The 20,970-nt window shown below is 40.3% G+C and carries 17 protein-coding genes; 8 read left to right on the forward strand and 9 right to left on the reverse strand.

Features of this window, described 5'->3' with window-relative positions; translation table 11 throughout:
* Positions 1-46 precede the first annotated feature (46 nt).
* From ilvN to AU255_RS03315, 5 genes are all read right to left on the reverse strand, one after another.
* Positions 47-538, reverse strand: a complete 492-nt coding sequence (gene ilvN / locus AU255_RS03295; protein ID WP_080521548.1) for an acetolactate synthase small subunit — start codon at positions 536-538, stop codon at positions 47-49.
* Entirely contained in the window at positions 538-2,274 is a 1,737-nt protein-coding gene (locus AU255_RS03300; protein ID WP_080521549.1) for an acetolactate synthase 3 large subunit, read from the reverse strand. Before AU255_RS03300 ends, ilvN begins: the two co-directional genes overlap by 1 nt.
* A 954-nt stretch (positions 2,275-3,228) precedes the next feature.
* Positions 3,229-3,771 (reverse strand): DUF2380 domain-containing protein, encoded by a 543-nt coding sequence (locus tag AU255_RS03305; protein ID WP_080521550.1) that lies wholly within the window; start codon positions 3,769-3,771, stop codon positions 3,229-3,231.
* Between the two features lie 246 nt (positions 3,772-4,017).
* Positions 4,018-5,883: a malto-oligosyltrehalose trehalohydrolase gene (gene treZ, locus AU255_RS03310; RefSeq protein ID WP_080523271.1), complete on the reverse strand. Its 1,866-nt coding sequence runs from the start codon at positions 5,881-5,883 to the stop codon at positions 4,018-4,020.
* 5 nt (positions 5,884-5,888) lie between these two features.
* Positions 5,889-6,236, reverse strand: a complete 348-nt coding sequence (locus AU255_RS03315; protein ID WP_233144538.1) for a glycosyltransferase — start codon at positions 6,234-6,236, stop codon at positions 5,889-5,891.
* A 540-nt stretch (positions 6,237-6,776) separates the two neighbouring features.
* On the opposite strand from AU255_RS03315, the gene AU255_RS03320 reads away from it, so the two are divergent.
* From AU255_RS03320 to AU255_RS03330, 3 genes are all read left to right on the forward strand, one after another.
* Positions 6,777-7,619 carry a D-hexose-6-phosphate mutarotase gene (locus AU255_RS03320; RefSeq protein ID WP_198942527.1) on the forward strand — a complete coding sequence of 281 codons (843 nt, stop codon included), beginning with the start codon at positions 6,777-6,779 and terminating at the stop codon, positions 7,617-7,619.
* 302 nt (positions 7,620-7,921) lie between these two features.
* The gene (locus tag AU255_RS03325; RefSeq protein ID WP_080523272.1) at positions 7,922-9,364 is read left to right on the forward strand and encodes a helicase HerA-like domain-containing protein; all 1,443 of its coding nucleotides are present in this window, start codon (positions 7,922-7,924) and stop codon (positions 9,362-9,364) included.
* 37 nt (positions 9,365-9,401) lie between these two features.
* Positions 9,402-10,091, forward strand: coding sequence for a type 1 glutamine amidotransferase domain-containing protein (locus AU255_RS03330; RefSeq protein WP_080521553.1), 690 nt, complete (start codon positions 9,402-9,404; stop codon positions 10,089-10,091).
* Between the two features lie 55 nt (positions 10,092-10,146).
* Here AU255_RS03330 and AU255_RS03335 read toward each other — a convergent pair whose 3' ends face one another.
* Both AU255_RS03335 and AU255_RS19660 read right to left on the reverse strand, forming a co-directional pair.
* Positions 10,147-11,862 (reverse strand): hypothetical protein, encoded by a 1,716-nt coding sequence (locus tag AU255_RS03335; protein ID WP_080521554.1) that lies wholly within the window; start codon positions 11,860-11,862, stop codon positions 10,147-10,149.
* An 851-nt stretch (positions 11,863-12,713) separates the two neighbouring features.
* On the reverse strand, positions 12,714-12,917 hold the full coding sequence (locus AU255_RS19660) for a hypothetical protein (protein ID WP_143735843.1): 204 nt from the start codon (positions 12,915-12,917) through the stop codon (positions 12,714-12,716).
* An 807-nt stretch (positions 12,918-13,724) separates the two neighbouring features.
* Between AU255_RS19660 and rapA the strand changes: the two genes are divergently transcribed.
* From rapA to sodB, 3 genes are all read left to right on the forward strand, one after another.
* Complete coding sequence (rapA, locus tag AU255_RS03345) at positions 13,725-16,475, forward strand: RNA polymerase-associated protein RapA (RefSeq protein ID WP_080523273.1); 2,751 nt, start codon at positions 13,725-13,727, stop codon at positions 16,473-16,475.
* A 38-nt stretch (positions 16,476-16,513) separates the two neighbouring features.
* Positions 16,514-17,308, forward strand: a complete 795-nt coding sequence (locus AU255_RS03350) for a tetratricopeptide repeat protein (RefSeq protein WP_143735844.1) — start codon at positions 16,514-16,516, stop codon at positions 17,306-17,308.
* A gap of 377 nt (positions 17,309-17,685) precedes the next feature.
* A complete protein-coding gene (gene sodB / locus AU255_RS03355) occupies positions 17,686-18,267 on the forward strand; it encodes a superoxide dismutase [Fe] (protein ID WP_080521557.1) in 582 nt (193 codons plus the stop codon).
* An 85-nt stretch (positions 18,268-18,352) separates the two neighbouring features.
* Here sodB and AU255_RS03360 read toward each other — a convergent pair whose 3' ends face one another.
* Positions 18,353-18,736 (reverse strand): ClpXP protease specificity-enhancing factor, encoded by a 384-nt coding sequence (locus AU255_RS03360; protein ID WP_080521558.1) that lies wholly within the window; start codon positions 18,734-18,736, stop codon positions 18,353-18,355.
* Positions 18,733-19,374 (reverse strand): glutathione S-transferase N-terminal domain-containing protein, encoded by a 642-nt coding sequence (locus AU255_RS03365; protein WP_080521559.1) that lies wholly within the window; start codon positions 19,372-19,374, stop codon positions 18,733-18,735. The genes AU255_RS03360 and AU255_RS03365 overlap by 4 nt, the downstream gene beginning before the upstream one ends.
* A 432-nt stretch (positions 19,375-19,806) precedes the next feature.
* On the opposite strand from AU255_RS03365, the gene AU255_RS03375 reads away from it, so the two are divergent.
* Positions 19,807-20,106: a DUF6763 family protein gene (locus tag AU255_RS03375; protein ID WP_080521561.1), complete on the forward strand. Its 300-nt coding sequence runs from the start codon at positions 19,807-19,809 to the stop codon at positions 20,104-20,106.
* 12 nt (positions 20,107-20,118) lie between these two features.
* Positions 20,119-20,970: an ATPase gene (locus AU255_RS03380; RefSeq protein ID WP_080521562.1), complete on the forward strand. Its 852-nt coding sequence runs from the start codon at positions 20,119-20,121 to the stop codon at positions 20,968-20,970.

Consider the following 20,970-nt stretch of genomic DNA (forward strand, 5'->3'; position numbering starts at 1 on the left):
TTAGCCGTGTATGCTATTTCCTGCGCAGTTCTGGTTTGTCTGTTGTTTATAAATGTAAACCATTTTCACCGCGCGACATGGCTGTAGGGCCAGAGCGAACGGTTTCAATTATGCTGTCTGCATCGAGTGCAGCGACAAATGCATCCAGCTTATCAGATGCTCCGGTCATCTCAATAACATAACTGTTGCTGGTGACATCAATGATCTTGCCGCGAAAAATATCTGACAGTCGATTGATTTCGCCGCGTGTCTCATCGTTGGTTTTAACTTTTACCAGCATCAGTTCGCGCTCTACATGCGCTACTTCGGCAAAATCGATCAGCTTAACAATATCAATTAATTTGTTAAGTTGCTTGGTAATTTGCTCAATAATATCTTCACTGCCGCTGGTCACCAGTGTCATTCTTGATAACGTCAGGTCTTCAGTTGGTGCAACGGTGAGTGATTCAATATTATAGCCGCGCGCTGAAAACAGACCTGCGACACGTGATAAAGCACCTGCTTCGTTTTCGATAAGAATAGAAATAATATGTCTCATTATGCGAGCTCCCTGTCGATAGGTGTGCCTGGTGCTACGCGTAAAGTCATTTCCTGATGGCCTTTGCCTGATTCAATCATAGGGTAAACGTTTTCAGTTCTGTCAGTGATAAAGTCAATAAAAACAGTGCGATCTTTCATGGCAAATGCTTTTTCCAGTGCCGGTTTTACATCCTCAGGTTTTTCTACACGTATGCCAACATGACCATAAGCCTCAGCCAGAGTAACAAAATCAGGAATGGTATCCATATAGGAATGTGAATAACGGCTTTCATAGGAAAACTCCTGCCATTGACGCACCATACCCATATAGCGGTTATTTAAATTAATAATCTTAATCGGCGTTTTATATTGCAAGGCGGTTGAAAGCTCTTGTATACACATCTGAATGCTGGCTTCACCGGTGATACAGGCTACATCAGCATCAGGGAACGCTAACTTTACCCCAATGGCAGCCGGAAGGCCAAAGCCCATCGTGCCTAATCCTCCAGAGTTAATCCAGCGACGCGGCTTATCAAAAGGATAAAATTGTGCTGCAAACATCTGGTGTTGACCCACATCAGAGGTAATATAAGCATTGCCTTTAGTCACTTCATAAAGCTGTTCAACAACGGCTTGTGGTTTGATCAAATCACTGTCGCGATCAAACTCCAGGCATTTGGCTTCGCGCCATTGATCAATCTGGCTCCACCAGGCTTCAAGTGCTTTTTTAGACGGTCTCTTTTTGTGTTCTTTTAATACGTCCAGCATTTGTTCAAGCACTAGCTTAACATCGCCAACAATCGGCACCTCGACTTTAACCGTTTTTGAAATAGACGCGGGGTCAATATCGATATGGATAATAGTGGCATGCGGGCAAAATTCAGCTAATTTACCGGTCACGCGATCATCAAAACGCACCCCGATAGCGAGGATAACATCACTTTCGTGCATGCCAAGATTTGCCTCATAAGTGCCATGCATACCCAGCATGCCAACAAACTGCTTATTAGTTGCAGGGTAAGCACCTAAGCCCATTAAGGTGTTGGTAATGGGGAAGTTAAGCATTTGTGTCAGCTCGGTAAGCTCTGCACTTGCATTTCCCAAGACCACGCCACCGCCAGAATAAATCATCGGGCGTTGTGCATTTAAGATCAGATCAACAGCTTTTTTAATTTGTCCCGGATGCCCTTTAGTTGCAGGGCAATAAGAACGCATTTTGATTTTTTTAGGATATTTATACGGTACCTTGATATTCGGATCGGTAATATCTTTTGGAATATCCACAACAACCGGGCCTGGGCGACCTGTCGTAGCCACGTAAAATGCTTTTTTCAGGGTCTCTGCAATATCATTTACATCTTTAACCAGGAAATTATGTTTAACGCAGGGGCGGGTAATGCCGACCATGTCGACTTCCTGAAAAGCATCGCTACCAATCACTGCACAGGGCACCTGACCTGAAATGACCACCATGGGAATAGAATCCATATAAGCCGTGGCAATTCCGGTTACTGCATTAGTCGCGCCCGGACCAGAAGTAACCAGAACCACGCCCGGCTTACCTGTTGCACGCGCATAAGCATCAGCCGCATGAGTTGCGCCTTGTTCATGCCTGACTAAAATATGTTTTACATCTTTTTGATGGAAAATTGCATCATATAGATGTAATACTGCACCGCCAGGATAACCAAAAAGAAATTCTACACCTTCATCTTTAAGACACTGAACGACTATCTGTCCGCCACTGAGTTCCACTTTTAATACCCTCTTTAAAACTCATACTATACTTATGCAAAAGCAGCAGGCAGTAAAACTGATTTCTGCTGTTAGTGCTGGCATAGCTGAAATTAAAACCCGAATTGAAAAAAAGCACATTTTTTATGGGCTAATTTTCTGATCTAAGTTTATAAAAAATCTATCCAAAATAGCTGAAAATAGCTGTTTCGTCAAGAATTACATTTGTTTTCGTAGCTTGGGAAGCGGGCCGTTCGCAAGTATATTGCTGATTTTTTCTCCTTCTCATGCGGCCTCGTGAATAAGTTGATTGTGATGATCTGCACCCCTATATGAATTCCCGTGAAAATCGTAGGGATTAGCACAAAGAGCATGGCGGAATCGAAGATAAATGCTATTTTTTTGATAAGGCTCAGACAATCGGGTCTCACGGAAAATAACTTGATACCCTATAAGCCAAATGTAGGTTGGCGCTGAGGCACGAAGCTCAACAAATTCAGCGAAATATCCTGTTGGACATTGCAAGCTCAGTACCAACCTGTGCATTTAAGCTTCACTTTTCATAATCCTAGAAACCGCAGTTGAGCACGGATTTTGTGGAAAATCTGAGTGTGAAAGACAAGGCACAGCTTGCAGGCAATGGCCGTAGCCCTTGGCAAGAGCTGTAACGCAGTATTTCGTGCTCAGATTTATCGACAAAACCGTGAAGCGGAGTATAGTCACCCAACAGGTGATAAGCTTTTACGATCATTATATTTTATATTCAGTCACTTATAATGTTATATAACGGTCAACTGCGGTTTCTAGGATAATGATAAACGCACCCACCCTAAGGGCTATAAATTGCTATGAGAGTTGGAGTTTGAAAAGAAAACCGTCTAAAAAAGCATGCTATTTTTACGTAAACATTGCAGGCCTAATTATTGTTGCTGAGGTTCTCCGAATATTCCAGCCCGATATGCAAGACGATTTTGTTTAACGTGGCGTATGTTTGGATGGCGGGGTATATCGCTGATCCAGAGTTCTATCTATCTTGACGGCAAGACTTTCTACCGTTTTCACCGTGAGCTGTTTATTCGGGCCCTTGGCTTCGGAGATGTAATTTCCTACCAGCTTTGCATCGCTGACACGGACTAAATGTCCCATTAAATAGGCAAATAAAAAGCTGGGTTTATGCAGCCTGCCAACCAGCACATAATCAGCACCATATTGTTTAGCCAGATTTGCAGCAATATCATCATGGTCAAATAAATAACCAGTACCTCCCGTAGCATTTTTCTGATCTATTAACGGTATATCAATAATCACATAATCCGCTGTTTTAAGCTCTGCTTCCAATAGAGGTTTTATGGACGCTGTGCGTTCAATTTCTGCAGCTGTACGTGGAATCAGGGTTAAGTCTTTAAGCTCAAAATCAAGAATTGCAATTTTGGTTTCTGCACTAGCGCTAAGACTGAATAGACATAATACGCAAGGAATGAATAATCGAGAAATCCATTGGCAATTAAATATGTTCATAAAAAACTCTCGTGATGAAATAGCAACTCAGATAGATCGTAGGGCGGTGCTTTAGCCCGCTGATTATGCATTATCCTGTTTTGAAATGGTTGTGATCTTTGAGCATTAGCAGGGGGGGGCGTGTTTGCTATCAAAAATGTTACAAACTTCTTGATCTATTAATTTCGTGACTATATTTATACTGCCCAAGTATAAATACTCGCCTGACTTTGATGGTTCAGTCGCATTTCCAGCAACTTAATAAGACTAAATTGCTGGTACAGCATGATTATTCTCGAATAAATATACGACAGTCCATCTGTTCAGTTTACCTTGTTTAATAGATTCCATGGCATCTGGTGTGCTGCTAAATAATAATTCACCCGAATGATCCGTCTCTATTTCGACGGATTGATCACCTAAATTAGCCAGTAATTTTAAGATCGAATTATCGTTTATCTGCCAATGCACTATTAATGCTTGATGCTTGATAACCCAATAACTGGATTTCCCACCTTTAATATCTTTCAGCAAAGGTTGTAGACGCAAACGCCTGATACGTAATAATTCCTGATGATATTTCAGCCATTGCAAATGCGGCAATATATTTATTTCATCCCAATCTAGCTTCGCGGACATAAAGGTGTCAGTGGCGTTGGGTAATTGAATTTTATTCAATATCTCTGGGTCGTTATATTCAGTGAATCGAGAAAACTCTTGAAATCGACCTTGAGCAATTTGCTCGCCTAATGGGTCTGGGAAATCAACAAAGTAGGTAAAAGGCTGGCTGCAAGCCCATTCCTGCCCCATAAATAATAAAGGCGTGGAGGGTGATAATAATAAAATAGCGGTGGCGGCCCGCAATGCTTCTGCTGGACATAAATTTGCTAAGCGTTCACCAAATGCTCTATTGCCTACCTGGTCATGATTTTGTAAAAAATTCACAAAAGCAGTCGGGGGTAAATCTGTACTCATTTCACCGCGTAATTTACCATTGCGATAAGCGGATACCTCACCTTGATAAGCAAATCCTTCGCTCAGACAACGGCCTAAATATTGAATAGGGTGTTGACTATAATCCTGATAATAACCGCTATTTTCGCCAGTTAACAAGATATGCAGCGCATGATGAAAATCATCGTTCCATTGAGCAGTATAAAAATTATACGGATGTTCGGGGCTGGGGCTTAGGTAATGCGCAGTATTATGATCATTTTCTAACACTAAATGTATCTGCCGATCATAAGCCAGGTCTTTGCGCACTGCTTCCGCTAAACATTGCAGAAAACCGGGTTCATATGAATCAAATATGGCATGTACGGCATCTAATCGTAAACCATCGAAATGATATTCTTCTAACCAGAATAAGGCATTATGTATAAAAAATTGCCGCACGCAATGGCTATTTTTACCCTCAAAATTAATCGCGTTACCCCATGGTGTTTGCAAGTCGGAAGTAAAAAAGTCAGGTGCATAATGTGCCAGATAATTGCCTTCTGGGCCAAAATGGCTGTACACCACATCATTGAAAACCATTAAGCCTTTGGCGTGTGCACTGGCAATTAAATCCTTCAGTTCATCCGGTGTCCCATAACTACTATCGGGTGCAAAAGGCAGTACGCCATCATAGCCCCAATTGCGTTGCCCCGAAAACTCGGCAATAGGCATCAACTGTATGGCAGTTACCCCCAAATCAACTAAATAATCCAGCTTATTTTTGACGCCATTAAAAGAACCTTCTTCGCTAAAGGTGCCGACATGAATTTCATAAAAAACCGCGCTCTCCCAAGGTAAGCCTTTCCATTGATCATCTGACCATTGAAAAGCATGAGGGTCTATAACCTGACTGGAACCATTAACATCCTCAGGTTGATAGCGTGAGGCGGGGTCAGGAATATATAATTCATCATCGATTCGGTATTGATAATAAAAACCTTTATACGCGAATTGACTAATAATACCGAACCAGCCATCATCTTCAGCAGCCATCATAAAGCGTACTTCTGGTGCCAGTCCTTGTAAGCACAGTTCAACTTTCTTGGCGCCTGGTGCCCATAAGCGAAAACTTATGCGACCATCATCAAGTATTTTAGTTCCAAAAGGCATAAGGTGATTGCGTTGTACAATTGACATGATTTTTAGCCCCATTCTATGCGATTTTCTGAGCCATACTGTAAGCCCAGCATTAAGGTTAAGTATTCGCGTACACATTGTTGTGATTTATGTCCTATATCCGGCATTTTTTGCTGGTTATGAAATAAATAACGAATACGTAATTCTACACCTTCTAGTGTACTGACTAAAAAGCCGGTATGAAAGTTAATCACTTGTAATCGGATACCCCCGGTATCGCCACCGATAGTCGGCTTGCCTTGGCATAAGGCTTTAGTCACTGTCAGGCCAAAAACTTCTTTAGTTGATTTTTGCAGAATAACATCCGCTAAACGTTGTAAGGCATTAATGCTGCGATGCGCGTCCGGGGGCAAGATCAGCACCTTAATATTAAAGTCATCTTCTGCGGCTAATCGAACTTCAACGACAGTATGTAAAAAAATAAAATGACGATAGTCTATAGTTTCTCTTCTTGGTTTAATGGCATTTTCTAGTTTTTATCCTACGTATTCCCGTTGGTTGCCGTAGAATATCTACTCTTAATTACGGCTTATTGAGTCGATATTCAACACTTGTCGATCCCGGATAGACGTTTGCTTTTCAGGTATTGAAATAAACAGTTAATAGTTGTCAGGATCAGCTTTGTAATAGGTGCATTTAGTATAATCTTCGTCAGAAATTTATTACAAGTTCAGTCCATCTGAAAAAATATGTACAATTCTATTCGTACGATTACCTAGGAATAACTACCTGTAGCATTCATAGCTTTAATACACATTAATCCTGTCTTATTTATGCATTAAGCATGGTAATGAAGGAAATATATAAATCGGAGTAATAGTATTAATATTCAACAATTAAATACTGATTTTGGTATTGAAAATCAAATTTTATGCGTCGCAGGAAAGGGGGGCTTGCCTTGTATACAAGTGAATAACGCTAAAGCCTCGGCATTAATTTCCATCTATGCTGGTCAGGTTTTATCATTTAAGCCCGTTAATCAAACTGAAGATTTTATGTTCATCAGTGAGAATGCCTATTTTGCCGAGGGAAAAGCAGCTAAAGGCGGTGTTCCCATTTGCTGGCCCTGGTTTGGCGCGGCTACTGAACTGGATCATATCACTCAGGAAAAGAAACCAGACCATGGATTTGTGCGCACACGTTTCTGGTCAGTTGTTACGGCTGAGATGCTGGATAATGGCGATACTAAAATAGTCCTTGAGATCAGCGATACAGAAGAAACCCGAAAAATCTGGCCTTATAGTTTTAATCTTATATTAGAAATCCTGATATCTGATTCGCTTACTCTTCAGTTAACAACACGTAATACCGGCAAGCAGCCTTTTTCTATCACAGAAGCCTTGCATACTTATTTGAATGTCGGTGATGTAACACAAGTCGAAGTTTTGGGTCTGGAAAATACCGAGTATTTAGATAAAAATTCGGGTTTTGCTAAAGCCTATCAGGCTGGAGTAGTCAAGATCTTCGAACCGACAGACCGTATTCATAGCGCTATTACACATCAGCTGATACTGGCTGATCCGGATTTTAATCGCAAAATTAAAATCAGTTCGTCAGGGAATCAAAATGTTGTAGTGTGGAATCCATGGATTGAGGGTGCTACTACAGTTCAGGATCTGGATAAAGATGACTATAAACGCTTTATCTGTCTGGAAGTTGCAAATGCAGCAGGGCATGATGTGGAAATTAAGCCCAATTGCGAATCCAGATTAAAAGCTAATTACAGTGTTATTTGAGTTTGAGCAATCAACTTCCCAGCGTTAAACTTCAAACCGGTCGAAGTTCTTAAAAAACTGCGCTGGCCTCCTGGTTATTTTTTGCTATTGCTATCTTGCATTATATAAAGCCAGGTATACAAAATTATCGCTGATAATCTTTACGTGATTCTGATGATCCAGGAGCTGATAAATTAATTATGCTAAGTCTGATGGCCGCAGAAATGGGTGGTTTTCTGGTGTTATTAATAGGCTTTTTCATTCAAGTCTTTTAGTATACAGTTAGTATTCAACAGTTAACACTAGGTGAAAAAGGGATGGCAATGCAGGAAATATTAATTGGCGCAAATGAGAACAGGCAGGTAATAATGGATGCCGCCATGGGTAATCGCCATGGTATGATTTCTGGTGCAACCGGGACGGGTAAAACAGTGACTTTGCAGATTCTTGCAGAGGGTTTTTCACGCCTCGGTGTGCCGGTGTTTATGGCGGATATTAAAGGTGATTTATCGGGTATGGCCAAAGCAGGTCAGATGCATGAAAAAATCACTGAGCGTGTACAGAAAATCAGGATAAATAATTTTCAGTTGCGTGCCAATCCCACCGTTTTCTGGGATATATTCGCACGTAATGGTCATCCTGTACGTACCACTATTTCTGAGATGGGCCCTTTATTACTCAGCCATTTACTGGAACTGAATGATACTCAGTCCGGGGTTCTGTATAGCTGTTTTAAACTTGCTGATGACCAGGGCCTGTTATTGCTGGATTTAAAGGATTTGCGTGCGATGCTCAACTGGATGGCAGAAAATTCCAAAGATCTGAAATCAGAATATGGCAATATTTCTTCAGCCAGTGTCGGTGCTATTCAGCGCCGCTTGCTGGTATTGGATGAACAGGGCGCGAGTGAGTTTTTTGGTGAACCTGCGATAAAAACTGATGATTTCCAGCGTACTGATTTTTCCGGCAATGGTGTGATTAGCATCCTCGATGCAACTGAATTAACCTCAAAATCGCCCCGATTGTATGCCGCGTTTTTATTATGGCTACTGTCTGATTTATTTGAAACATTACCCGAAGTTGGCGATGCTGACCGGCCAAAACTGGTCTTGTTTTTTGATGAAGCACATTTATTATTTGATCGTGCGCCGCGAGTGCTGGTGGACAAAATCGAACAGATCACGCGCTTGATACGTTCCAAAGGGGTAGGTATTTATTTTATCAGCCAGAGCCCTCTGGATATACCCGGAGATGTATTAGGCCAGTTAGGCTTGAAGATCCAACATGCATTAAGAGCGTATACGCCGAAAGACCGTAAAGTGATTAAAGCGGTAGCTGAAACTTTTCGTAGTAATCCAGCGCTGGATACAGAACAGGTCATTAAAGAATTAAAAACCGGTGAAGCACTGGTTTCGGTGTTAAATGGAGATGGTAGTCCAACACCCGTTGAGCGTATTTTGATGCGTCCGCCTGAATCACAAATCGGTGCATTGTCAGAGGCTGAGCGTATCGAAAGTATAGGTCGTTCGCCTTATAAAAATCGTTACGATCAGGATGTAGATAGAGAGTCTGCCTATGAAATGCTCAAACAAAAAGCAGAGCAAATGGCACTAGCAACTGAGCAGCAGGAAAAGTCAAAGAGTAGTCGTAGCCGTCAATCGGCAGGAGAAGCCATGTTAAAAAGTGTAGCTCGTAGTGTGGGTAGTCAGTTGGGTAGACAGATAGTCAGAGGGATTATGGGGTCATTATTTGGTGGGCGGCGATAATCTTTTTTTACGAGTTAAAAATCACAAAGGAAGGTACATGAAGATTCTAATGATACTTACATCACACGACCAGCTTGGTGATACAGGCATGAAAACTGGATTTTGGCTAGAGGAATTTGCTGCGCCATATTATATATTTCAAGATGCAAATGCCGAAATTACCCTTGCATCCCCTAAGGGAGGGCTGCCCCCTCTGGATCCCAAAAGTGATGATCCTGCCGCTCAAACGGAAGTGACCCAGCGTTTTAAAAATGATCCAGAAGCCCAGGTTAAGTTGGCTAATACGCTCAGGTTAGAGGAGATTTCAGCTGAAGATTATGATGCAGTGTTTTATCCCGGAGGCCATGGGCCGTTATGGGATTTAAGCAATAATGCTGATTCAATTGCCATAATTGAATTAATGTATGCGGCGGGGAAGCCTGTAGCAGCTGTATGTCATGCTCCAGCAGTCTTGCTGCACGCTAAATCAGCGGATAATAAGCCATTGATTCAGGGAAAGTCCGTAACCGGTTTTAGTAACACCGAAGAAGCCGCTGTTCAGCTTACCAATATAGTCCCTTTTCTGCTTGAAGATAGCCTAAAAGCAAAAGGCGCTAATTATGCAAAAATCGACAACTGGCAATCTTATGCTGTGACAGATGGAAATCTGGTAACAGGGCAAAACCCCGGATCATCAGCAGCTACAGCAAAAGCGGTATTAGAATTACTTCAAGAAAATCACTCCTGATTGAAACGCATGTATTTATCACGGAGATAAATACATGCGAATTCTGGAAGCTTTACTATTGTTTAGCTGTGGCAATAAAAAGTTCAATATGCATTGCAGCAGAGCTCAGATGTAAAAGTTTATTTAACCGACAAATAACGGGTTCAATGTTTGCTCTATGCAGGTTAATAAATTCACCTGGTTGGAACTTGCCATCATTAAAAATCAGACTGTCTGATGAGTTAAGTGCTTTTATACCCTGTAAGAAAATTGCCCATGCATAAATAGCATCATGACTGGGTACGGAAATATAGGAAATTTCAGATCCCAGCGCTAATAGCTTGATGCCTAATTGCAGCTTATTTTCAGTTAACTGAGCTAACCTGCAGACTATGCCGATCTCCAAGCTATTGTGATTATTTATACCGATAATATCGCCAATTTGTACTGTTGAATGGTTAATGTCTGTATCAAAAATAATCCTGTAGCCTTTGATGCTACTATTTACTATATAAAATGTATCCGGGTTAATAGGCGCATCGCTTTGAGGCGATGGATCAGATGTAGCCCAGATATTCTTTCTAAGAGCATACTTCTTTGCTTGATCAAGTTTGCTTTGCTCGTTTCTTAATAGTCCTATTCGATGATGATCTCTCATTATTGCATCTAATGGTTCATAACCCTCCGTGACTAATTGAATGTCCGGGACTGCCCAGCCTCCAGCAACTTTGGAACTTGTTTGATCAACGTGATTTTTATTTTTTGCAACAGGTGTTAATGGGCTGGCATCGTGCAGTTGTTTAATAATATGATTAAAGCCAATAATGCCATTGTGCTCAGTTTGTTGATTAAAGCGGGTGAACTTTCGTCTTTGTGACAGACTTAAAGATTTCGATGCCTGTATGATGTGCTCGCGATTTATGGCTTTTATAACGCCTGTTCCAGGTGCCTCATGCGTTGCGTTTTTGTTAATTTGTATGGCAGCAGTGTAAGCAGAAAAAAAACGTATTGCGCCTTGTTCGGATTGTTTAAAGTGGGTTAAATTAATAGGTGGCTTATCTGTTGTTAAATTCAGCCCAGAGTATTGGGACGTTTTTTCAACAGGAAATTTTGTGTCCAGTAGCATTATGGAGGTGTGTTTTTCTACACAAGCAGAAATAGTTTGCATGTCGCGTGGGCGAAATTGCTCTAATTCACAGTGGTGAAGTGCCAAAAGATGTTTGAATGCCTTGCTAACGGTGTTGCTGTGATAACCATGTTGCTCAATGTTTATATCCTGAATTTCAAGTTTAGATGCTAAGCCATAGAACTTATAAGCCTGTTTCCAGAAGTCAGTGTAAACTTGTTGATAGACTTCAGAGATATAAATATAAGCATTAATTAAAGCTTGCAGGCCATAAAATAATGTCACTACGTTCGACAGTTCACTTGTTTTAATAAGGCAGCTTTCGAAGCCATTAGCCAGTTCTGCATATATGGATACAATATTTTGTATATTATTCCTGTCATGTTTTGCAAGCGGAAGCGAGCTATTTAAAACAGGTTCGCTCAGCGGTGTTAAAAAAATAAGCATGGATTTATATATGCTTTGCAGCAGCAATGATTTTTGATGCTTAGATAAGGTATTTTCCTGATTAATAGCCAGTATCGCTAATAATACCTGATGCTCTTGTTCGGTAGTGGAGCTATTTTTCAGAGATAAAAACCATTGATTAAATGCCTTTTCGGTTAATTTAAAAGGAACCTGGAAGTGAGTTTCAATATGAGTCGTATTAAATTTATATGTATCCATTTTTATCCTTCAATAAAATCATCATGCTTCATTTACATATATTAAAAATAATAACCACGTCCTATCTACGTGGCTAGGTTCATAGGCTTTAATCTGACGAAGTTTTAGGTCTGCTCATGTAACCTGGTATGTCTGTTGTTACAACATCGAATTTTGGTTGATAAAGTGTTTTTTTAAGTATCAAAAAGCACACGGGTTTATGCTGAGCGATTAGAGGGTTAAAAACTATAGTAACTACTCAGCGTATTTAAATAATCGAATGAAGATATAAAGCAAATTCTGGCTGCTTTCCTTCAAATACAAGCATCATTGCCTGCGTTGCACTCACTCCGTGTTTACGACATGTTGGTAGATACCCGCTGACACGGCAAAATATTTCAGCGCCACCGGTACTACGCAAACACTCCGATATTTTTTGATGAACTTTGCTTATTCGTGTCGCATTTTCCGCAGCATTATAGGAAAACGGCACACAGATTTGTCATAAAGCGCAATACATCCTCTTCATAATTATTAAGCCTTTCCAGTAAGTTTCTAGTCTTAGTGCGTTTAGCGCTTCCTCGTTTTACTTCTGTACAGCTATTTAGGCAGCGGATATTTAATGACCGCTTTGCCGAGTAATTCTCTATATTGCACTTGCCTTGATCAGCTTCTTTATCCGTCAGTATGCCCCCGCTTCATTAACAACACCATTAATTTTCTCAAGTAATTGTTTCATTTCATGTGCTCATTCTTGTTTTCCTTGTTCACAAACACGCGTTAACTCTCTCAAGTGATGCGCATTACAGAGTGAATAGGTGTAGTCATATTTATAGTAGGGTTTCCAGTGATCATAACATCAAATGCCATAATTACTGGGTAAAATCGCACAACATATTCATGGTTTCTGTGCAGCATCTGGCATGAGGAAAGAAGTGTGTCCATTGATCATTTGGACGTCCCATGTCGCCAATGGCGCTTACCATTAATATTAATGCCTGTTTTATCTGTATAAACACACGATGATTCGACAAAGTGTTCTTTGCTAGTCGATTCAAACTCGGCTTATTGTTCATGCGTCTGTTGATAGAAATTATACAGCGAACGTTCGCTGCTTGGCATGTCTAGTTGATCAGCAAGATACTTTTGTATTCGACTGTATAGTGATAGCTGGTATTGAGATAAATAAACCGCATGGGCCTTTGCTCCATGAGCATATTGTACGGCTTTAGTGACCTCATCCGGAAAAGCACTGACCTTGTGATAAGAGGTCGATTAACCAAAATCACTCTAGCTTCAGGCGATAGGGGCTTTTTCATTTTCCTTGATAATGAGCCGATAGACTAGTTAAACTCTATCCATAATAAAGCGGACTAAATGATCTTCAGATACATAATCTTGCCCGATTATCCTCGAGTTTCCGCCATTTTAAAAACCACTCACTAATGAGTATGTCATGACTTATGTTCTTAGCAGGAATCTAACCAACAAGGAATAGATTCCTGATAAAAGACCTCGGGGATGAAGCGCTATATAGTGTGTTACAGTCACATCACCCTAATTTGGTGTAATCAGGTAATCTTGAGCACTAGGCGGTAAGAAGATATAGGGAGTATCTTGGTCTGAGGATTAAAGTTTGCTATCACTATTTGTCTTGTTGCTGTCATTTAATACAGGTTTAAATTTATCATTTTTAAGTTGTTAAATCCGACAGACACCTACTGGACTATATAAAAAGAGATATAATACACTTTTATTTAGAGCTATTGTATAAGATTTCAGAGATGATTTAGATCAAACCACTAGCGATGAAAAAATCAGTGAACTTTGAGTGTTAGTCAAATGTGTAAACAATTATTAAAAAAGAAAAGGATTGAATGTTAATGATTGGATTTGTAGTCGGGCAACGATGGATAAGTGCTTCAGAACCAGAGCTAGGACTGGGCATAGTGACAGCAGTGGCAGCTAATCGAGTGACTATTTCATATTTAGCCAGTGATGAACGCAGAGTTTATGCGCAAGATAACGCGCCTTTAACCCGAGTGCGGTTCTCGATAGATGACAACATTGAAACTAATAACGGGCAGCAGGGGCGTGTAACAGCCATTAATGAATATGAGGGCGTTATTCATTACCAAGTGTTGAGTGAGCAAGGAAAAACCATTTCTGTTGATGAAACGGCTTTGAGCCATCATATTCAGTTTAACAAGCCACAAGATAAGTTATTTATTGGTCAGGCAGAAGAAGGGCGTTGGTTTACATTACGTTATCAAACCTGGCAGCATTTGCACCGCCTGCATAAGAGTCAGGTGAAGGGGTTGCTCGGTGCGCGCACATCTTTAATCGCTCATCAATTGTACATAGCTCATGAAGTTGCGCAGCGAGATAAAGTACGGGTTATGCTGGCCGACGAAGTAGGGTTGGGTAAAACCATTGAAGCGGGCTTAATTTTGCATCATAGATTACACATGGGCTTGTCAGAGCGCATTTTGGTCATTGTTCCTGAAAGCTTGTTACATCAGTGGTTGGTTGAAATGTTTCGGCGTTTTAATTTAAAATTCAGTCTTTTTGATGAGTCCCGTTGCGAGGCATACGAGGATGATAACCCTTTTCTGAGTGAACAATTAGTTTTATGTAGTCTGGACTTTTTTACACAAAATCCACATAGAAGAGAGCAGGCTGTTCAGTCCGGCTGGGATATTGTTGTAGTGGATGAGGCACATCATCTGCAATGGACTGAGCACGCCCCAGGAAATTCCTATTTGTTTATTGAGCAATTAGCCGAGCATACATCAGGCTTGATTTTGTTAACGGCAACGCCTGAGCAGTTGGGTAAAGAAACGCATTTTGCTCAGTTAAGATTGCTCGATGCAGATCGGTTTTATAGTTTTGAGCAGTTTCTTGTGGAGCAGAAGGAATTTGAGCCTATTGCTCGTTTAGCAGAAAAGATAGTACATCAGATTCTGCTAAATGATGTAGATAAAAAATTATTAGCTAGCTTAGTCGATCAAAAATTAACAACAGATTTTTTACATAATATAGAGGACATAACGTTAAGGCAGGATGTGATTGATCAGTTAATTGATCGACATGGAACGGGGCGTATTTTATTTAGAAATTCGCGTCATGTGGTACAAGGCTTTCCTCAGCGAGAAGTCTATACTTATCCTTTGCAACAGCAGACAGGAGAAAGTGAGAATATTTATCTGCAATGGCTCGTGACACAGTTAAATGCGCTGGATAAGTTTCAAGTTTTATTGATTTGTAAAAATACCGAAACAGTCATCAGTTTGCATAAACAATTGCGTGATAAATACGCGTTTAATGTCGCTGTGTTTCATGAGGGAATGAGCATTATTGAGCGTGATAGGGCGGCTGCCTATTTTGCGGATCAAGATGCACGGGTACAAGTATTGCTTTGCTCGGAAATTGGCAGTGAAGGTCGTAATTTTCAATTCGTACATCATTTGATTTTATTGGAATTACCTGAAAATCCTGATTTATTGCAGCAAAGGATTGGTCGACTTGACCGAATAGGTCAAAAGCATATTATCAAGATTCATGTGCCCTATATTATAGGTAGTAAACAACATAGCTTATGCTGTTGGTATGAAGAAGGGTTAAAGCTGTTTCAGGTAAATAGCAATGCGGCAAGTGAGGTGTATCGGTTACAAAAACAGCCTCTTACAGAGGTTTGTTTGAGTAAGGAGCAACAAGGATTAGACCCGCTTGTTGTTTCGGGAAAAATGCTTCTAGCCGAAATTGAAGCGCAAATGCACCAGGCTCGAGATGTATTACTAGAGTTGAATTCCTATCGGCAAGAAGTTGCCGAGAATCTTATCACTGCTATTGAAAACATTTCACAGCCTCAGGTCTTGTGGCGATATATGGAGGATATATTTGATTGTTTTGGCGTAGACTCTGAGTACCATTCTGAAGACTGTGCTATTTTGCAAGCAGGTCAGTTGCAGAGAGTTAGTCATTTTCCAGGTCTGCCCGAAGACGGCGTAACAGTAACGGTAAATAGAGAGATTGCTTTAGCGCGAGAAGATATGCAATATTTAACCTGGGAGCACCCTATGCTGGTGTCAGCAATGGACTTGGTGTTATCTGGAAATATAGGTAATGCAGCATTAAGTATTATCAAGCATAAGGAATTAGTCGCTGGGCAGTATTTGCTGGAATGTCTTTTTTTAGTTGAGTGTAGTGCACCTATGTCATTGCAATTAAGCCGTTTTTTACCTGCAACACCGATACGTATTTTAATGGATCAAAAACAGCAGGACTTAACGGCGTATTTTCAACATGATGAATTGTACGAAGTGGAGGATAAAATTGAAACGGAACAAATTGCTGCATTTATAAATGGTGAACATAAAAATATTAATGCCATGATTGCCAGTGCTCAACAAAAATCTGAAACAATCATGCAGGCTATTATTAGCCAGACTAATACTGAGATGCTTAAGGTCCTAGCCAAGGAAATAAAGCGTTTAGATGCGTTGCGCCATGTAAATTCAGGCATAAAACCAGAAGAAATAAGGACATTAAAAAACAGCGCAATTGCATCTCATGGATATATTAAAGGTGCTAAATTGCGCTTGGATGCAGTTCGATTTATCATAACAAGTTAGGTATGACAATCTGGTTGTTTAGCAGGTAAAGTTGATTATTGCTTGATATGCTGGGTGTTGGTGGAAGTTATAATAATAAAATTCAAGTATTGAGGAAAAAAATGGGCTTATTTGGTTCGATCGCTGGTAAATCAAAAGTAAAGGCGGCTAATAAAAAAGTACAGAAAGCGCGAGTAAATGATGATGTTGCACAAGCTGAAAAATTGTTAGCTGAAGCAATGGTTATTTATGAAAGTATACCGTCTGGTAATTCTGCTTTTAATGACGCGCTGTATAACTGGGGGATGGCGTTGCTATACTCGGCTCGATTAAAGCAAAATGCTGAGTCAGTCGCTCTTTACCAGGAAGCGGGAAAAAAGTTTTCATATTGCCTGGTGGCAAAACCTGACTATTTAGGTGCGGCTCTGGACTGGGGTGTTGCTTTAATGGAGTTGGCTTCTTTACAAAACGCTACGGATAAAGAAACAAACTATGTTTTGGCAAAAGAAAAATTTACCATTGCAGATAATATACAAGAAGGGGTTGCCAGTTATAATTTTGCTTGCTTACACGCTGTGCATAATGAGTTTGATGCTTGTAAAAAAGCGTTAGAGCGTGCTCTGGATTACGGTAACCTGCCTGATAAAGAAGATATTTTAAGCGATGCGGATATGAGTATTGCTAAAACGCAGCCCTGGTTTAATGATTTTATTGTTTCAATTGATGCACCTGAAAGTGAAGAAGATTCAGAGCAAGATAAAAAATCTGAAAAAAAATCTAAAAAAATTGTCTATAGTAATACTACGGTGCGTACCGATGGATATAAGGTTGAATATGACAAAAAAGAAAAATAGGGCGTAGTTTTTTTGTGCCTGCGTGGTGATCCTTGATCTGGTAAATGATTTACGTTGATAATTGTCTGTAATATTGCAAGGCAATAGTTGCTAATCTGTAAGCATGTTATTTATCTTTGCAGTGCGGGCGACTTGCTTGGACTACACCGTAGATGTAGTATTGCCGCTCTCCCCAAATATGTTAGCCACGTTAATGGATATGCTTCCTGTAGCATGTTGAATATAATTCTGTACTAAAATACTTGGTATTCATTGGATTAATAACTTATACTCATTGCATACAACAATAATATGGATATTTTGCTAAAATATTACCATGATATCCAGTTTAATTGGTGTTGATGAAATTTTAATTATACTATTTAGGAGAATGTTCAATGGTCTATGAATTACCTGCTTTACCTTATGCGAAAGATGCATTAGTGCCTCATATTTCTGAAGAAACTTTAGAGTTTCATTATGGTAAGCATCATCAAACCTATGTGACAAATTTGAATAATTTGGTGCCAGGGACTGAATTTGAAGGTGCTTCATTAGAAAGCCTGGTAATGCGTGCATCTGGCGGTATTTTTAATAATGCTGCACAAGTATGGAATCATACTTTTTACTGGAATAGTTTGTCACCTAATGGCGGCGGTGAACCAACGGGTGCTTTAGCTGATGCAATTAATGCAACTTTTGGGTCATTTGCTGAATTTAAAGCAGCATTTACTGCGTGTGCGGTGACAACTTTTGGTTCTGGCTGGGCGTGGTTAGTAAAAAATGCTGATGGTAGTCTGGAGCTGGTTAGTACAAGTAATGCGGCTTGTCCTTTAACCGCAGGTCAAACGCCTTTATTAACCTGTGATGTATGGGAGCATGCTTACTATATCGATTACCGTAATGCGCGTCCAAAATATCTAGAGGCTTATTGGGCGCTGGTTAATTGGGATTTCGCAGCTGAGAATTATGCTGGATAAGCTTAAGGAAAAATAAGGTGTTTTACACGCCTTTAAGCTAAGAAAAAAGCCTGAATTTGTAACGAACTCAGGCTTTTTTATAGTTTTATTTTACCACTCGAAGATGCGGTCGTGCTGGAGGCGGTGAATTTTCAGGCGGAGGCGTATCATCCTCTTCTTCATCTTCCAGATCAAAGACCATGCCTTTGCCATTTTCTTTTGCATAGATAGCCATCACGGCGGGGACAGGTGCAATAATATGCATGGATTGTCCATTGAAGCGGGCATTGAACTCAATCGCTGTATTGCCCAGCAACAAGTCCTGAATTGCTTCAGGGCGCATATTAAGGACAATTTTGCTATTTTCAATATAATCCTTTGGTAATGCCGCATGGGGGTGCGTCGCATCGACCAGTAGATGAGGCGTTAAATTGTTATCAATAATCCATTCATAAATGGACCGGATAAGATAGGGTTTTAAAGATGTCATTTTTTGACGGGTACTTTAGCCATTTCTTGCTCTTCTTCGCTTAAACTTGCATGGAAGGCATCCCGCTTAAAGAGTCGTTGAGCATATGCGTCAATGACACTTGCGCTTTCAGGTAAGTCGATACCGATATCAGGTAAGCGCCACAGTAAAGGGGCTAGTGAACAGTCGATTAAAGAAAAATCTTCGCTCAGAAAAAACTCATTAGCTGCAAACAAAGGGACTGCTGCAATAAGGCTCTCTTTAAGCATTTTTTTCGCACGGGCAGACTTTTTTTCTCCTGAATTGAGTATTTCATCCAGTAAATGATACCAGTCCTGATCTATACGTTTAATGATCATACGCGCATTAGCTCGAGAAACAGGGTCCATTTGATGCAGTGGTGGATGAGGAAAGCGTTCATCCAGATATTCCATAATGATGCGTGAATCATATAAGACCAGATCACGCTCAACTAATGTTGGTGAAGTGCCATTAGGGTTGAGTTCCAATAGACTTTCTGGTGGATCGCTAGGATCAAAATATTCAATTTCTGCAGTGACACCTTTTTCGTGCAGGGCGAGTCTTGTACAGTGACTTAGCGCGCAAGTAGGCGAAGAAAATAATGTCATGACTGAACGACGAGTATTAACAGTTACCACGAATCATAACTCCAAATTAGTTAAAGATTTGACAAATTCAATCATTATAGCATACCTCATTGTAACTAGTTTGAGCGTATTTGTTATTTCAGACAAACTCATTATGAAAATAACCTGGCCGGCTTTAGGTTTAGGTGAGCAAGCAATTCGACTTTCAGGTGTATATGACCGGCTTTGATGCTAAACAAGGCAATTTTTTTATTCGGTTTTTTTATAATGTAAGCGATTAAAACACTCTTTCCTCATTTTTACAAACCCATACTCTAGTCTTGCAATCTATAACTCATAGGCTTAACATCGCATTAAAACTACTGTTAAAATGCGCTCTGCAGAATATATGGCAGTTGGATGAAATGGATAGATATCAAGCTATTTTTTTGTTTTTTTAGCTGAAAAATATTTTACTAGAACATACACAACAAGGAATTAATTATGGCTACTGTAACTGACCCCGTAATCGATCAATGGTATAAAGATGTAGAAAACAAGCTATTATTTAAAGTCGTTGCTATTGAAGAGAGTGATGACAGCATTGAAGTGCAATATAATAATGGCGATATAGGCGAATTTGATAATGAAAGCTGGTATAACTCAACTTTTGACTTTATAGAAGACCCGGAAGACTGGAGCGCTCCATATGATGATCTGGAGGCAGATGATTTGGGCTACTCTAACTCAGACACTCGCCGCAGCGACCTGGACGACACGCCACTAAAAGAATTTCTGGACTAGGAAAAAAGCTGCATGAAAATGAGTTCCGAGGAGTTCCTGCAATGGAACTCCAAAAGCATTACGCTATTAGCTATGTCTGGCGCAGGAAAAACAACACTGGCAAACAAATTACCCCGAGAAAAATGGTTTCATTATTCCGGAGATTACCGTATTGGTACCAAATACTTAGGTGAACCCATACTGGACAATATTAAACAACAGGCAATGGAAGTGCCATTTTTAAGAGACTTGCTACTCTCTGATTCTATCTATATTTGTAATAACGTTACGGTAGATAATCTTACTCCTGTTTCCAGCTTTTTAGGCAAAATAGGTGATAAGGACCAGGGTGGTTTGACACTTGACGAATTTAAACGCAGGCAAGCTTTACATCATAAAGCTGAAATAGCAGCCATGTTTGATGTCGGTGAATTTATTCATAAGGCGGAGGATATTTACGCGTATAAAAATTTTATTAATGATGCCGGTGGCAGTGTTTGCGAATTAGAGTGTGAAGAAGTGTTGGAGTACCTGGCGCAACAGACGCTGATTATCTACATCAAAACCTCAGATGCATTGAATGAGACAATTATCAATCGTGCTAAAACTTCGCCAAAACCGCTTTATTATCGCGAAGCATTTCTGGATGAAAAGCTTGCGCAATTTATGCAGCAACACCACTATACTGATGCCAATACTCTCCCGCCTGATGAATTTGTCAGCTGGGTTTTTCCTGAATTATTTAAGTCTCGCTTACCTCGCTATCAGGCGATTGCCGATAAATATGGCTATACATTAGATGCATGCGATGTCGCCAGGGTAGGCAGCGAAGATGACTTTATTCAGCTTATTGCGGCTGCGATAGCCGAGCAAACACCGAAATAA

This window comes from Methyloprofundus sedimenti, from assembly GCF_002072955.1.
Classification (GTDB): Bacteria; Pseudomonadota; Gammaproteobacteria; order Methylococcales; family Methylomonadaceae; genus Methyloprofundus; species Methyloprofundus sedimenti.